The following is a 15,373-nucleotide window of genomic DNA, read 5'->3' on the forward strand; positions in this document are numbered from 1 at the left end:
TCACCATCTCCCAGATTTTCATCTGTTCGATCGGCGAGGCAACTTTTCCAGCTTAGCTCAACCATCGGACCCGAACCAAATCGGGGTCTCGGTCGAACCAGTGTGATCGTCAGGCGCTCCCCGTACTACCTCGTTGTCCCCTTGCCTTTCGGCCCGGGGTTGGTGTCCGTGTCGCTCTGACCTGGAATAAGTTACGTGGCGGTTGATTCTATGTCAAATCGCCTGGTCAGGAAGGTCTTTCGGATGTACGCCCGACTACGCCGGCGTGCCGACCCGTTCCACCTCGGCGCCCAGCGAGCGCAGGTTCTCCACGAAGTGCGGGTAGCCGCGGTCGATATGGAACACGTCGTGCACCTCGGTGACGCCGTCGGCGACCAGACCCGCGAGCACCAGACCCGCGCCGGCGCGGATATCCGACGACCACACCGGCGCACTGGACAGCCGCGGGATGCCCCGGACCACCGCGTGATGGCCGTCGGTGCGGGCGTCGGCGCCCAGGCGGATCATCTCCTCGACGAAACGGAAGCGCGCCTCGAAGATGTTCTCGGTGATCATGGACGTCCCGTCGGCGATGGTCGCCAGGCCGATCGCCATCGGCTGCAGATCGGTGGGAAAGCCCGGGAACGGCAGGGTGGAGAAGTTCACCGCGCGCGGCCGCTCCGGTTGTTCCACCCGGAAACCGTTGGGTTCGAACGTGATTCGCGCACCCGCCGAACGCAATTTGTCCAGCACCAGCGAGAGGTGCTTGGGGTTCAGGCCGGTGACGCGCACGTCGCCTCTCGTCATCGCGGCGGCGATTCCCCAGGTCGCGGCCACGATCCGGTCACCGATCACCTGATGGGTGGTGGGCGCGAGTTTGCGCACGCCGGAGATGGTGAGCACCGAGGTGCCTGCGCCGTCGATGCGGGCGCCCATCCGGGTGAGCATGGTGCACAGGTCGACGATCTCGGGTTCGCGCGCGGCGTTGTCGATCACCGTCTCCCCCTCCGCGAGGACCGCGGCCATGAGGATGTTCTCGGTCGCGCCGACCGACGGGAAATCCAGCCGGATGCGCGCACCCTGCAGCTCGTCGGCGCGCGCGACCAGGCAGCCGTGCTCGATTTCGCTGGTCGCGCCGAGCAGTCGCAGACCGGCCTGATGCATGTCGAGTGGACGGGACCCGATCGCATCACCGCCGGGCAGCGCGACGACCGCGCGCTTGCACCGCGCCATCAGCGGCCCCAGCACGCAGACCGAGGCGCGGAACTGCGTCACCGCCGGGAAGTCGGCGTGATACTTCGGCTCGGCCGGAGTGGTGATGGCGACCACCGATCCGTCGACGGTGACATCGCAGCCCAAACCGCGCAGAACCTCCGCCATCAGCGGTACGTCGAGGATGTCCGGGCAGTTGGTGATCGTCGTCGTGCCTTCGGCCAATAGGGCGGCGGCCATCAGCTTGAGGACGCTGTTCTTCGCGCCACCCACTGCGACCTCGCCGACCAGCCGACTGCCCCCGGTCACCAGAAACCGTTCACTCACGGGGGCCAGCCTAACGGGAGGGCTGGTCGGTCGCGGCCGGTCCGCCGGTCTCCGATCCCCCGGGCCGCCACAGCACGTCACCGTCCGGGTTGGCCACCCGGCCGAGGATGAACAGCAGATCGGACAGCCGATTGAGGTATTTCGCGGGCAACACGCTGATGTCGTCCGGATGTGCGTCTACCGCCGCCCACGCCGCGCGTTCGGCCCGGCGCGCCACGGTGCGGGCCGTGTGCAGCAGCGCGGCCAACGGCGTGCCGCCGGGCAGGATGAACGAATTCAGCGGAGCAAGTTCGGCATTGAACTCGTCACACCAGCGTTCCAGCCGGTCGATATAGGACTGGGTGATCCGCAGCGGCGGATATTTCGGATCCGGCACGACCGGGGTGGACAGATCGGCGCCGGCGTCGAACAGATCGTTCTGCACCTGGCGCAGCACCTCGGCGATGCGCGATTCCGGCCGGCCGAGGGCGAGAGCCACACCGAGTGCGGCGTTGGTCTCGTCGCAGTCGGCGTAGGCCACCAGCCGCGGATCGGTCTTCGGAACCCGGGAGAAGTCGCTCAAACCGGTGGTGCCGTCGTCTCCGGTCCGGGTATAGATCTTGGTCAGATGCACACTCATTGCTGGTGACCACCTACTTCTGGGTCAACGTCCCGGTCGGCGCCGGATGCGTTCGGAGGGCCGCGATTCGACCCAGGACAGGAATGCCGTCAGCGCCGGCCGATCCAGGGCGAGTTCATAGCTGCCGTCACCGTCGGAGACCGCGATCACAACGATGTCGTCGGTCATGATGTCGTACTCGTCGCCCACCGGAGAACGCCGATCGACCACTTCGATGCCCAGCCGCCGGATGGTCGAATCCGGTCCCACCTTCAGGCTGGTGAGCTTGTAGAAGACGAGCCGGGATTCGCCGTAGCGAATCAGGCCGTGCCGCCACCCTTGACCACCCTGCGCCGGAAGGACGCGCAGAATCGCCGCGGTTCCACCTCGACGCAACATGATCAGGCGATACAGCGACACCAGCGCTACGCCGACCAGCAGCAGCACCAGAATGATCAGAAGCACCATCCCGGTCCGCAATCCAGGTCCGTCCCTTCGCTTCGCCCCTGTGCCGTCGCCAGCGCCGTGCCATCCCCGAACAAGGCCGCTCCCGCAGCGAGTCTACAAACCAGGGCGCCGCGGCACACAGCCGGTACATCCGTTCCACAAACGAGGATATCGGCCGATTCGCCGATCCGGAGGAAGGTGATCAGAGGCACACTCGCGCAAGGGCATTCGAAGCCCGTCAGGGTTGGCTGTGCGCGGGTTCACGATGGGTCTCGTTTGCCCGCCGGCATCGGGTCGCGCTCAGGACAGGGTGGAGGGCGCACCACCGGACGGTCACCCCGGCGAGGGTGCGGCCGATTCATCACCAGCGATTCCGGCAGAAACGCCGGGTGGCGGCCCGGAGATCCGGACCGCCACACGGTTGCGCTATTCCGTTGTCGCCCTGAGGCGTTCGCGTCAGGCGCTCATCGCTTCCACCGCGCGAATTCGCGCGGTCGCCGCGTTCTGTTCCTGCTCCGAGGCATTCGGATCGGCCAGGACCGCGCGGGCGGCGTCGAGATCGATATCGCCCGCGAATTCCGCCGATTCGGCGAGAATCCGGACCGCCTCACCGGTGCACGAGAAGAAACCGCCGTGCACGGCCGCGACGATCCGCTCGCCCTCGGTGCTGTCGATGGTCACGATCCCGCCTTCGACCAGCTGGCCGAGTACGGGCTCGTGGCCGTGCAGAATACCGATCTGACCTTCCGTGGTCTGGGCGCTGACGAAACTCGCCGTCCCCGACCACAGCCGCCGCTCGATGGCGACCAGATCAACTGACATATCCGCCATGGTGGACTACTTCCCGGCGATCTTCTTCGCGGCCGCCTCGACGTCGTCCAGGCCACCGCAGGAGTTGAACGCCTGCTCCGGCAGGTGGTCGAATTCGCCCTTGCAGACCCGCTCGAAGTCGTCGATGGTCTGCTCCAGCGGCACGACCGAACCCGGCTGACCGGTGAACTTCTCGGCCACGATGAAGTTCTGACCGAGGAACTTCTCCAGACGACGCGCCCGGCCGACCAGGACCTTGTCCTCTTCGGAGAGCTCGTCCATACCCAGAATCGCGATGATGTCCTGCAGTTCCTTGTACTTCTGCAGGATTCGCTTGACCTCGTTGGCCACCGCGAAGTGCCGCTCGCCGACGATCGAGGCCTCGAGGATTCGCGAGGTCGAGGTCAGCGGGTCGACGGCGGGGTAGATACCCTTCTGCGAAATTGGGCGGGAGAGCTCGGTGGTCGCGTCCAGGTGGGCGAAGGTGGTCGCCGGCGCCGGGTCGGTGTAGTCGTCGGCGGGGACGTAGATCGCCTGCATCGAGGTGATCGAACGACCACGGGTCGAGGTGATGCGCTCCTGCAGCTGACCCATCTCGTCCGCCAGGGTCGGCTGGTAACCGACGGCCGAAGGCATACGACCCAGCAGGGTCGAGACCTCGGAACCGGCCTGGGTGAAACGGAAGATGTTGTCGATGAACAGCAGCACGTCCTGGCCCTGCACATCGCGGAAGTACTCCGCCATGGTCAGCGCGGACAGCGCGACGCGCATACGGGTGCCCGGCGGCTCGTCCATCTGGCCGAAGACGAGGGCGGTGTCCTGAAGGACGCCCATCTCTTCCATTTCCAGGTGGAGGTCGGTGCCCTCACGGGTGCGCTCACCGACGCCGGCGAACACCGACGTACCGGAGAACTCACGCGCGATACGGGTGATCATCTCCTGGATCAGAACGGTCTTGCCGACACCGGCACCACCGAACAGACCGATCTTGCCGCCCTTCACGTACGGGGTCAGCAGGTCGATGACCTTGATGCCCGTCTCCAGGATCTCGGTCTTACCCTCGAGCTGGTCGAAGGCCGGCGGCTGGCGGTGGATGCCCCACTGCTCGCCGTCGCGGCCCAGGCCGGGGGTGTCGAGGCAGTCGCCGAGGGCGTTGAACACGTGGCCCTTGGTGACGTCGCCGACCGGAACCGAGATCGGCTTGCCGGTGTCGGATACCGGGACGCCGCGGACCAGGCCGTCGGTCGGCTGCATCGAAATGGTGCGGACGATGTTGTCGCCCAGATGCTGCGCGACCTCGAGGGTCAGCGTCTTGGCCACCGACGGCAGGGTGACGTCGGCGTGCAGCGCGTTGAACAGATCTGGGATGGCGCCGCGCGGAAACTCGACGTCCACAACGGGGCCGTTGACCCGGACGACGCGGCCTGTGCCAGCGCCCGCCCGGCTTGCGTTTTCTTGCGTGACAGCTGCGGTCATTTGTTCTCTTCCATGGGGGCTAGGGCTTAGTCGCGATCCGAGGACGCAGCCAGCGCGTTCGCGCCGCCGACGATTTCACTGATTTCCTGCGTGATGTTCGCCTGCCGGATCGAGTTCGCCTGGCGGGTCAGCGTATTGACCAGCTCGGTGGCGTTGTCGGTGGCAGCCTTCATTGCGGTGCGGCGCGCGGCCGACTCCGAGGCCGCGGCCTCGAGCAACGACGAGTAGATGCGGGTGTTGATGTACTTCGGCAGCAGGGCGCCGAGCAGCTTGTCCGCATCCGGTTCGAACTCGTAGAGCGAGGTGATCTTCGCGTCCGGCGAGTCGGTGAGCATGTCCTCGCCGAGTTCGAAGTTCTCGTCGATGAAGCTCACCTGGATCGGAGCGAGCCGGCGAACCTCGGGCACCTGCGACAGCATCGAGACGAAGCGGGTGTAGACGATGTGGATCTCGTCCACGCCCTCCATGGTCCCGCCGCCCGGAGCCTCCACCTCGGTCTCGGAACCCGCCATGAACACATCCACCAGGTGATGGCATGCGGCCGAGGCATCGGTGTAGTGCGGCTGCTGCGAGAACCCGGTCCACGAACCGGCCAGCGGCCGGTTGCGGAACGTGTAGTACGTCAGGCCCTTGTTGCCCATCACGTACAGCACCGGCTCCTTGCCCTCGGAGCGCAGCGTCGTGATGAGCTCCTCGGTGCGCTTGAGCACGTTGGAGTTGTAGCCACCGCACATACCGCTGTCACTGGTGATCACCAGGATGGCGGCGCGGCGCGGAGTGGCCCGCTCGGTGAGCAGCGGGTGGTTGAGATTCGAGGACGCACTGGCCAATTCGCCGAGCACCTTCGTGATCTCTTCCGCATACGGCTTCGCGGCGGCCACCCGGGCCTGGGCCTTGCTGATTCGCGAGGTCGCGATCAGTTCCTGGGCCTTGGTGATCTTCTTGATCGAGCTCACGCCACGAATACGGGAGCGCAATTCACGCAAGTTCGCCATCAGCGGTTCACACTCCCTTCGCGTATCGAATTCGTAGGCATCGTCGGACCCGGCTTACTTCTCGACGTGCTTACGGGTGACCGACAGCGACTCGACCTCTTCGTGGTCCAGCTCGCCGGCCTCGGCCTCGTTGACGACGCGGCTGCCGTCGGAGGCCAGGAAGCCCTGCTTGAACCGCTCGGTCTCGGTCTTGATCGCGTCGGCGGCCTCGCCCTCGAGGACCTTGCCACCAGCGATCGACTCGAAGGCCTGCGGCGCGGCGCGGTGCAGCGTCTCCAGCAGTTCGGAGTTGAAGCGGCGGACGTCGCCGACCGGCACCGAGTCGTAGTAGCCGGCGTCGACCAGGTAGATCGAGACGATCTGGTCCTCGACGGCGACCGGCGAGTACTGGTCCTGCTTGAGCAGCTCGACCCAGCGGGCACCACGCTCGAGCTGGGCCAGCGAGGCGGCGTCCAGGTCGGAGGCGAAGGCGGAGAACGCCTCCAGCTCGCGGTAGGAGGCCAGCTCCAGACGCAGCGAACCGGCGACCTTCTTCATGCCCTTGGTCTGCGCGGCGCCACCGACACGGGAGACGGAGGTACCGACGTTGATGGCCGGACGCACACCCTTGTTGAACAGGTCGGACTCGAGGAAGACCTGGCCGTCGGTGATGGAGATGACGTTGGTCGGGATGAACGCCGAGATGTCGTTGGCCTTCGTCTCGATGATCGGCAGACCAGTCATCGAACCGGCGCCCATCGCGTCGGACAGCTTCGCGCAACGCTCCAGCAGACGGGAGTGCAGGTAGAAGACGTCACCGGGGTACGCCTCACGGCCCGGCGGGCGACGCAGCAGCAGCGAGATGGCGCGGTAGGCCTCGGCCTGCTTGGACAGGTCATCGAACACGATCAGGACGTGCTTGCCCTGGTACATCCAGTGCTGGCCGAGCGCGGAACCGGTGTAGGGCGCGAGCCACTTGAAACCGGCGGAGTCGGAGGCCGGGGCCGCGACGATGGTGGTGTACTCCATCGCACCGTGCGCCTCGAGCGCGGACTTCACGCCGGCGATGGTGGAGCCCTTCTGGCCGATCGCGACGTAGATGCAGCGCATCTGCTTCTTCGGATCGCCGGACTCCCAGTTGGCCTTCTGGTTCAGGATGGCGTCGATGCAGACCGCGGTCTTGCCGGTCTTGCGGTCGCCGATGACCAGCTGACGCTGGCCGCGGCCGATGGCGGTCAGCGCGTCGATGGCGGTGATGCCGGTGGCCATCGGCTCCTCGACCGGCTGGCGCTCCAGCACGGTCGCGGCCTGCAGCTCCAGCACGCGGCGCTCGTCGGCCTCGATCTCGCCCAGGCCGTCGATCGGCTGGCCGAGGGGGTTGATGACGCGGCCCAGGAACTTGTCGCCGACCGGCACCGAGAGCACGTCACCGGTGCGGCGGACCTGCTGGCCCTCTTCGATGCCGTCGAACTCACCGAGGATGACCGCACCGATCTCGTCGGGGTCGAGGTTCAACGCGACACCCAGCACACCGCCGGGGAATTCGAGGATCTCGTTGGTCATCGCCGACGGCAGGCCGCTGACGTGCGCGATGCCGTCACTGGTGTCGGTGACCGTGCCGATTTCCTCGATGGAGGTTTCGGGGGTGTAGCTCTGGGTGTAGCTTTCGATCGCGCTACGGATCTCATCGGGGGAGATCGTCAGCTCCGCCATGGTTCTTCCTGCTCTCGCTGTGGTCTGGAATGTCGGGTGGGTGCCGGGCTCGGGGGCTCGGCTAGGCCAGGGCCTGGCGCAGGCGCTGCAGTCGGCCGACGGCGCTGCCGTCGATGACGTCGTCGCCGATGCGCACGACGACACCGGCCAGCAGTGCCGGATCGACCTGCACGTGGATGGTGACCGGCTTGTCGTAGATTCGCTGCAGCGATGCGGCGAGATGCTCCCGCTGCTGCTGCGTCAGGGCCGTCGCCGAACGAACGTGCGCGACGATCTGCTTGCGCAGCGACGCCGCCAGATCGGACAGCTGGTCGAAGGCGACGCCGACATCACCGCGCGACCGGCCGACCGCCTGCTCGGCCAGCTGCATGGTGACGTCTTCGACCTTCCCGGCGAGCAGCCGCGCCAGCAGGTCGCGCTTGGCGGCCGCCGGCTTACCGCGATCGGTGAGTGCCTGCTCCAGATCCGGGTTGTCCTCGACGGTGCGGCCCAGCCGGAACAACTCGTCCTCGACGGCGTCGATACGTCCGCGGTCGGCCGCGGCGCGCAACAGCGCCTCCTGCCCGAGCAGCACCAGGGTGTCGACCAGATCTCGGGTCCGAGACCAGTCCTGGGCGACGGCAGTGGTCAGCACGGCCTGGGTGGCCGCGCTGATCTTGCCGCCGAAAACGCGTTCGGCCAGTTCGGCACGCACCGAACTCGACACCGACTTATCCGCGAGCGCCACACGCAGCGAACGCTGGTCGTCGAGCACGGCGACTACGGCGAACAGTTCGGAGCCCGTCGTGGCGGCGACGGAGTCACTCCCGGTGAGTGCGGCCGAAAGAGCTTCCCTCGCACGGGAACTCGCCTCGCGGCTCGCTGCGTACATGCTTCCCACTTTCACTGTGTTGAATTCCGGGGCCCGGAGTGGTCGGGCGCCGGTGACTTGCGTCACCGACAAGACCTCTCAGGCGCAGGTTACCTTCCGACCCCGATGCCGGCCTTCTGATCCAGCTCGGTGAGGAACCGATCGATGGACGCCGCCTGCTTGGCTTCGTCCGCCACGGACTGCCCGATGATCTTCTCGGCCAGGTCGACCGCGGTGCGGCCGAGCTCGGACCGGAGCTCGGTCACGATCTGCTGACGCTGCGCGTCGAGCTGCGCGTGACCGGCGGAGACGATGCGATCGGCTTCGGCCTGAGCCTCCGAGCGCAGCTGCGCGAGAATCTGCTGGCCCTGGGTACGCGCTTCCTCGCGGATGCGCGCGGCCTCGAGCCGAGCCTCGGCCAGCTGCTGCTGGTACTGCTGCAGGGTTTCCTGCGCCTCGGCCTGTGCGGCCTCGGCCTTGGCCATGCCGCCTTCGATCTTCTCCGAGCGCTCGTCGAGCACCTTCGTCAATCGAGGAACCACGTACTTGTAGAACAGGATCCCGATGACGACAACGCACACCACCGACCAGACGATGTCGTATGGCTCCGGAATCAGAGGGTTCTTGTCCTCTGCATTCTCGGCGAGCAAGTACATGCTGTTCATCGGAATCAGAAGATGAAGCCGGCGACGAGGCCGATCAGCGCGAGGGCCTCGGTGAACGCGATACCCAGGAACATGTTGGTCCGGATGGTGCCCTGCAGCTCGGGCTGACGGGCGATGCCCTCGATCGCCTTACCGACGACGATGCCGACGCCGACACCCGGGCCGATCGCGGCCAGACCGTAACCGATAGCGCCGTAGCCCTTGACCCGATCCGAGGTCTGGGCGAGTTCGGCGGCCACGTAGGAGAGGCTCATGAGATTTCTTTCCCTTTCTGTTGCCCACCCGCCCGGCGGCCGGTGGGGCAGTTCTTGTGCGGTCGTGCGGTCAGTGCGAGTCGGCGTGCTGCGCGAGGCCGATGTAGACGGCCGTCAGGAGCGCGAACACGTAGGCCTGCAGGAAGATCACCAGGAGTTCGAACAGGGTGAATCCGAATCCCGCGAGCAAGGAGAACGGCGAGAAGATCTTCATCCACGAAGCGGCGTCGAAGAGGAAGAACTGGGTGGCGCTGAAGAACAGCACCAGCATGATGTGACCGGACAGCATGTTGGCCATGAGTCGGACGGTCAGCGTGAACGGACGCAGGATGAAGGTCGAGATGAACTCGATCGGAATCAGCAGCACGTGCAGCGCGACCGGAACATTCGGCACGACGATGGACGAGCGCATGTATTTCCAGAAGCCGTACTTGCGGATACCCACGTAGTTGAAGGCGATATAGGCGATGACCGCCAGCACCAACGGCATACCGACGCGTGCGTTCGAGGAGATGTTCAAGAACGGGATGACGCTGGAGAAGTTCAGGAACAGCACCGTGAAGAAGATCGTGGCGATCAACGGGAAATACCGGCGGCCACTTTCCTTGCCGAGCACCTCTTCGCAGATCTGCTCCCGAACGAACAGCAGACCGATTTCCGCGGCGTTCTGCAGGCCACGCGGCACCAAGCGCGGGCTCCGGAATGCGAGCAACATGACCGCGACCAGGACTGCCGCCATGATGATGCGAATGAGCATCAAACGGTCGAGCTCGAAAGGCGTCCCCTCGAACAGCACAGCCGGAGGGAAGAAGTCTTGCAGCGAAGGCGCGTGGAACTCGCCCGCCAAAGTGGTGACGCTCAGCGTTCTCTCCCGTGTTCGGGCCGCGAGACATGTTCCATCTCGCGGTTCGATCGGACATTGACGATCAGGTGGGTCGACTCAGGTCGGCTCGAAGTTCGTCAGCAGCTGCGCGGGAAGTCCCGCCGTGGCGTCTGTACGTCGGCGACATCGTCGACGGTGCAGGGCCGGATCTTCTCACCGAAGGACCGGCACGGCAGCAAGCATAACCTCTCGCACCGGCGACGATGCGGTCGGCCCCGTTGGTTCGGATGCTTACGGTAAAGAGTTTACCAAGGTATCTACGACAACGTGTAGGGGGTCTTGTTCACACGTTCGAACGATCTTGGTCGGCGGAGCCCGCGGGCGGGTCGATCACCGGAACACGTTGGCGCAGAAGCCCGTACGTCTCGGCTCCGAGAACAATCAGCAACGCGCCCACGACGGTCAGGAAGAGGGTGCCGGGGCTGTAGAAATCGAACTGGTGCAAGATCGCGACCACGATCATCACGACCAGTATTTTGCCGATCCAGCTCGCCAGCATCACCATGCCCTGAATGCCGGAATCCAATTTCGCACTGAACAGCACGAGCGCGGCCGTGGTGAGAATGAAGAAACCACCGATCGCGGATCCGATGAGCGCGCCCCAGAAACCGGCCCAGCCCGCGACGACCGAGCCGGCGACGACCGAAACCACCACCAGCACGCACAATCCGGCGATGCCGTAACGCAGCGCTGCTCGTAGTGGCGCGTCGGGGTGCAATTCGGGTGCCGTGCTCACGTCGAGCCACTTTACCCGTTCCTTACTTGCGGCGACCGCGGAGCCCGACCACTTCGCGCAGCGATGGGACGGCCGTCACAACCAAGGCGAAAACCAAACCCGCCGCGAACAGCAGAACCACCACGCGACGGTCCATCAAAGAGGTTCCGACGGCCGCGAATGCGAGCACGCCGACCCACAGATAGATCAACAACACCACGCGTCGGTGCGAATGGCCGATCTGCAACAAACGGTGATGCAAATGCATTTTGTCGGGAGTGGAGAAACTCACACCCGCGCGCACGCGACGCACGATTGCCAGCACCAGATCCAATACCGGAATGAACATCACCGCTCCCACCAGCAACAGCGGTGACAGCAGACCCACGATGTCGCGCGGCCCGTATCCGGTGAGCGGAATTCGGCCGGACGCGCCGGTCGACACGGCGGCGAGCATCAAACCGATCAACATCGATCCGGAATCGCCCATGAATATTCGCGCCGGGTGGAAATTGTGTGGCAGAAATCCCAGACATCCGCCCGCCAGCGCCGCGGCCAGCAGGGCCGGCGGATAGCCGTCGGTGGCACCGCCCTGCTGGTAGAGCAAACCCACGGTGAACACGAAGACCGCCGCCGCGGCGATCAGCCCCAGCCCGGCCGCGAGACCGTCGAGGCCGTCCACGAAGTTCATCGCGTTGATCATGGTGACGGTGATGGCTACCGTGACCACCCACCCCTGCAGCTGGTCGAGCACGACCGTGGTGTTGCTGAACGGGTTGTAGATGGCCACCCAGCTCAGGCCCATCACGGCCATCGCCCCGGCGGCCGAGATCTGGCCCACGAACTTCGTCAGCGCGTCCAGGCCCCAGCGGTCGTCGACGATGCCGACCAGGACGATCAGCGTGCCCGCGACCAGCACGGCCGGAATGTCGCGCGGGTAGTCGAAACCGCGGCGCAGCGCCGGCAGCTGGTGGGCGAACAGCACCGCGGCCAGTACGCCCAGATAGATGCCGACCCCGCCCATGCGGGGAATCGGCTCGAGATGCACATCACGATCGCGTGGCACCGCGATGGCGCCGAAACCGATGGCCAGCACCCGAATTCCGCCGGTGGACAACATCGTCACCACCGCGGACACGAGCAGCACCAGAAGCAGCTCGCGCAGCGGGACGACCGCACCCTGACTGAAAACCATCTACCGGGCCGTCAGCGGGTGGTCTCGGGCGAGAGTTCGTCCGGCGCCATGCCCAGCACCTCGGCCACCTGCGCGACGGTCACCGCGCCGGCCCGCAGCACCCGCGGGCGGTCGCCGGTCAGGTCCACGATCGTGGAGGGCACGCCGTGTTCGGCCGGGCCGCCGTCGAGGTAGACGCCGACCTGGTTCCCGAGCTGGTGTCGCGCCTCGGTGACCGTCGTGGCGGGCGGCTGCCCGGAGACGTTCGCGCTCGATACGGCCATCGGGCCGACCTCGCGCAGCAGTTCCAGCGCGATCGGGTGCAGCGGCATGCGCAACATCACCGTGCCCCGGGCGTCGCCGAGATCCCAGGCCAGCGAGGGCGCCTGCTGCACGACCAGGCTCAGCCCGCCCGGCCAGAAGGCACGGATCAGATCCCGTGCCTGCGGCTGCACGGAGAAGACGAGTCCGTCGATGGTGTTCCACGAGCCCACCAGCACCGGCACGGGCATGTCGCGCCCGCGCCGCTTGGCCGCCAGCAGACCGGCCACAGCCGTGGAATCGAACGCGTCCGCGGCGATTCCGTAGACCGTATCGGTAGGGATGACGGCCAGCCGTCCGGATTTCAAGGTGGTCCGCGCGGCGGTCAATCCGGCGGCACGAGAATCGGGATCGGAGCAGTCGTAGACGGTACTCACGGCGGTGAGTCTATTGAATGTGTCTCACGGCACGTTGCCCGGCTTCGCGCAAATTCTCGGCAATCCGTGCGTCAGCGGGTGCGACGGGCGGCGACGAAGCGCGGCCGGCCGGCCAGATCCGGATGTTCGACGATGTCGGAGAATCCGCCGTGCCCGGCGAACAACTCCGCGACCTGGGCACCGTGCGAGTCGTCGTGTTCGACGGCGGTCACGCCCTCGGGCCGCAGCAGCCGCGCGATGGTGGCGACCATGGGGGCGATCACCTCGAGTCCGTCCGGGCCGCCGAACAGCGCGAGATGCGGATCGTGTTCGGCCACTTCGGGATCCAGCCGCGCGCCGGTGGGGATGTAGGGCGGGTTGGCGACCACGACGTCGACGCGGCCGTTCAGCTCGGCCAGCACGTGCGCGTCGGTGACATCGCCGGCATGCAGAACGATCGGCGTATCTCCCTGCGCTGCTTGCCGATCGGCGTTGCGCTGCGCCCACTGCCTTGCGGTGGCGTCGATTTCGACCGCGTGCACCTCGGCGTCGGGACGGGCGTTGGCGATCGCCAGGGCCAGCGCGCCCGATCCGGTGCACAGGTCGACGACGATCGGGGGGTGCTCGTGACCGGCGGCCTCGAGCTGGGCCAGCGCCCACGCGAAGATCAGCTCGGTCTCCGGTCGCGGAATGAAGACGCCGGGGCCCACCGCCAGATCCACCTCGCCCATGGAGGCGGCGCCGGTCAGATGCTGCAGCGGCACCCGCTCGGCCCGGCGAGCCACCAGTTTGTGGAACCGTTCGAGCTGTTCCGGTGTGACCATCGGAATCAGCGCCAGGCGCGAACGCTCGACCTCGAGGACGAAAGCGGCCAGGAATTCCGCGTCGATCTGCGGGCTGTGCACCCCGGCCGCCGCGAGCGTGCGAGCCGCGTCGAGGATCGCGGGTCGCAGCGGCAGCCGGTGCTTGCCCGCCTCACCCGGGTCCGGCATCATTCCGCCGCGAGCCGGGCGGTGCGATCGGCTTCGCCCAGAGCGTCCAGCAGCGCGTCCAGTTCGCCGTCCAGCACCGAATCCAGATTGTGAGCCTTGAAGCCGATGCGGTGGTCGGTGATGCGGTTCTCGGGGAAGTTGTAGGTGCGGATGCGCTCGGAGCGGTCGACCGTGCGGATCTGTGACGCGCGGCCCGCGGCCGCGTCGGCCTCGGCCTGCTCCTCGGCCAGGCTCTGCAACCGCGCCGAGAGGACCTGCATCGCGCGGATCTTGTTCTGCAGCTGCGAACGCTCGTTCTGGCAGGTCACGACGATCCCGGTGGGCAGGTGCGTGATGCGGACCGCGGAGTCGGTGGTGTTGACGCCCTGGCCGCCCTTACCGGAGGAGCGGTAGACGTCGATGCGCAGATCGGATTCGTCGATCTGGACCTGTTCGACCTCGTCGGGTTCGGGGTAGATCAGCACGCCGGCCGCCGAGGTGTGGATGCGCCCCTGTGATTCGGTGACCGGCACGCGCTGCACGCGATGGACCCCGCCCTCGAACTTCAGCCGGGACCAGACGCCGTCGCGACTGGGCTCGCGGCTCTTGATCGACAGCGTCGCCTCCTTGTATCCGCCCAGGTCGGACACGTTGGCGTCGAGTACTTCGACCTTCCAGCCGTGGCGTTCGGCGTAGCGGATGTACATGCGAGCCAGATCGGAGGCGAACAGGGCCGACTCCTCGCCGCCCTCCCCCGACTTCACCTCGAGCACGACATCGTCGGCATCGTGCGGATCGCGCGGGGCGAGCAGATCGGTGAGCGTCTTCTCCAGTTCCTCGACCTGCTGTTCGAGGCCGGGCACCTCGGCGGCGAAGGACGAGTCGTCGGCTGCCAGCTCCCGGGCCGCGGCCAGATCGTCGCGGGCCGCGGTGAGCTTGGTGTAGGTCGACATGATCGGCGCCAATTCGGCGAACCGCTTACCGACGCGACGGGCCTCACCGGGATTGTTGTGCAGCGCCGGATCCGACAGCTGGGTTTCCAGGCCGGCGTGCTCGGCGAGAATGTCGTCGATGGCGGATGGGGCCGTGATCTTGTCGGCCATGGCGGTTATGCCTCCTGCTGGGAGCTTTCGGTCACCTATAAACGCACCAACGCCCGGCCTGCGAATGCAGGACGGGCGTTGGCGGGGCAGCTACTTGGCTTCCGAACCCTCGGCCTTCTTGGCGCGCTTGCCGTAGCGGGCCTCGAAGCGGGCGACGCGACCGCCGGTGTCGAGGATCTTCTGCTTGCCCGTGTAGAACGGGTGGCACTGCGAGCAGACCTCGACGGTGATGTGGCCCGACTCCTTGGTGCTGTGAGTCTGGAAGGTGTTGCCGCAACCGCAGACAACGGTGGTCGGCACGTATGCCGGGTGGATTCCTGCCTTCATGGGTGTCCTCTCGATCTGGCCCCGGGTCGCCCCGGCCCACGGCTGTATCTGCCGTGCTGCCGTGCTGGACGTGAACCGGAACCGACTAGGCGGGATGGTCTGCCGATCGCAGACGCACCGACGGTCCAGTATGCCAGAACCGCCGATACGCACTCACAACGCACCCCGCACCGGATTTGTTCCGGCATCGGCGCGCCCCGGAAGGCCGCACACCCCAA

General features: G+C 66.4%; 17 protein-coding genes. All 17 read right to left on the minus strand.

The genetic code is table 11. The features are described 5' to 3' along the window. Positions 1–255 precede the first annotated feature (255 nt). The 17 genes from murA to rpmE all read right to left on the minus strand — a co-directional run bounded on the left by murA (position 256) and on the right by rpmE (position 15,155). On the minus strand, positions 256–1,518 hold the full coding sequence (gene murA / locus ACPCUW_RS00005) for a UDP-N-acetylglucosamine 1-carboxyvinyltransferase (protein WP_030518271.1): 1,263 nt from the start codon (positions 1,516–1,518) through the stop codon (positions 256–258). 10 nt (positions 1,519–1,528) lie between these two features. Next, positions 1,529–2,137 carry a cob(I)yrinic acid a,c-diamide adenosyltransferase gene (locus ACPCUW_RS00010; RefSeq protein WP_063015835.1) on the minus strand — a complete coding sequence of 203 codons (609 nt, stop codon included), beginning with the start codon at positions 2,135–2,137 and terminating at the stop codon, positions 1,529–1,531. 24 nt (positions 2,138–2,161) lie between these two features. Next, on the minus strand, positions 2,162–2,584 hold the full coding sequence (locus ACPCUW_RS00015; protein WP_030518273.1) for a DUF2550 domain-containing protein: 423 nt from the start codon (positions 2,582–2,584) through the stop codon (positions 2,162–2,164). Between the two features lie 435 nt (positions 2,585–3,019). Next, entirely contained in the window at positions 3,020–3,394 is a 375-nt protein-coding gene (locus ACPCUW_RS00020) for a F0F1 ATP synthase subunit epsilon (RefSeq protein WP_030518274.1), read from the minus strand. Between the two features lie 6 nt (positions 3,395–3,400). Further along, positions 3,401–4,849 carry a F0F1 ATP synthase subunit beta gene (gene atpD, locus ACPCUW_RS00025; RefSeq protein ID WP_039776817.1) on the minus strand — a complete coding sequence of 483 codons (1,449 nt, stop codon included), beginning with the start codon at positions 4,847–4,849 and terminating at the stop codon, positions 3,401–3,403. Positions 4,850–4,875: 26 nt separating this feature from the next. Next, positions 4,876–5,844 (minus strand): F0F1 ATP synthase subunit gamma, encoded by a 969-nt coding sequence (locus ACPCUW_RS00030; protein ID WP_063015836.1) that lies wholly within the window; start codon positions 5,842–5,844, stop codon positions 4,876–4,878. A 54-nt stretch (positions 5,845–5,898) separates the two neighbouring features. Continuing rightward, positions 5,899–7,536: a F0F1 ATP synthase subunit alpha gene (atpA, locus tag ACPCUW_RS00035; RefSeq protein ID WP_063015837.1), complete on the minus strand. Its 1,638-nt coding sequence runs from the start codon at positions 7,534–7,536 to the stop codon at positions 5,899–5,901. A 61-nt stretch (positions 7,537–7,597) separates the two neighbouring features. Further along, positions 7,598–8,407, minus strand: coding sequence for a F0F1 ATP synthase subunit delta (locus ACPCUW_RS00040; RefSeq protein WP_030518278.1), 810 nt, complete (start codon positions 8,405–8,407; stop codon positions 7,598–7,600). 89 nt (positions 8,408–8,496) lie between these two features. Beyond that, positions 8,497–9,051, minus strand: a complete 555-nt coding sequence (locus tag ACPCUW_RS00045) for a F0F1 ATP synthase subunit B (RefSeq protein ID WP_039776814.1) — start codon at positions 9,049–9,051, stop codon at positions 8,497–8,499. A gap of 5 nt (positions 9,052–9,056) precedes the next feature. Further along, positions 9,057–9,305: an ATP synthase F0 subunit C gene (locus tag ACPCUW_RS00050; protein ID WP_025347580.1), complete on the minus strand. Its 249-nt coding sequence runs from the start codon at positions 9,303–9,305 to the stop codon at positions 9,057–9,059. 70 nt (positions 9,306–9,375) lie between these two features. Beyond that, the gene (gene atpB / locus ACPCUW_RS00055) at positions 9,376–10,101 is read right to left on the minus strand and encodes a F0F1 ATP synthase subunit A (protein WP_030518280.1); all 726 of its coding nucleotides are present in this window, start codon (positions 10,099–10,101) and stop codon (positions 9,376–9,378) included. A 370-nt stretch (positions 10,102–10,471) separates the two neighbouring features. Continuing rightward, on the minus strand, positions 10,472–10,849 hold the full coding sequence (locus tag ACPCUW_RS00060; protein WP_321190243.1) for a hypothetical protein: 378 nt from the start codon (positions 10,847–10,849) through the stop codon (positions 10,472–10,474). A gap of 97 nt (positions 10,850–10,946) precedes the next feature. Next, entirely contained in the window at positions 10,947–12,098 is a 1,152-nt protein-coding gene (locus ACPCUW_RS00065) for an MraY family glycosyltransferase (protein ID WP_030518282.1), read from the minus strand. An 11-nt stretch (positions 12,099–12,109) separates the two neighbouring features. After that, complete coding sequence (locus tag ACPCUW_RS00070) at positions 12,110–12,775, minus strand: L-threonylcarbamoyladenylate synthase (protein ID WP_036498542.1); 666 nt, start codon at positions 12,773–12,775, stop codon at positions 12,110–12,112. Between the two features lie 71 nt (positions 12,776–12,846). Continuing rightward, complete coding sequence (gene prmC / locus ACPCUW_RS00075) at positions 12,847–13,746, minus strand: peptide chain release factor N(5)-glutamine methyltransferase (protein ID WP_423423314.1); 900 nt, start codon at positions 13,744–13,746, stop codon at positions 12,847–12,849. Further along, on the minus strand, positions 13,746–14,828 hold the full coding sequence (gene prfA / locus ACPCUW_RS00080; protein ID WP_064910675.1) for a peptide chain release factor 1: 1,083 nt from the start codon (positions 14,826–14,828) through the stop codon (positions 13,746–13,748). The genes prmC and prfA overlap by 1 nt, the downstream gene beginning before the upstream one ends. A 90-nt stretch (positions 14,829–14,918) precedes the next feature. Beyond that, complete coding sequence (gene rpmE, locus ACPCUW_RS00085) at positions 14,919–15,155, minus strand: 50S ribosomal protein L31 (protein WP_030518286.1); 237 nt, start codon at positions 15,153–15,155, stop codon at positions 14,919–14,921. Positions 15,156–15,373: the final 218 nt, after the last annotated feature.

Origin of the sequence: Nocardia sp. AB354 (genome assembly GCF_049538315.1) — a bacterium.
Classification (GTDB): Bacteria; Actinomycetota; Actinomycetes; order Mycobacteriales; family Mycobacteriaceae; genus Nocardia; species Nocardia nova.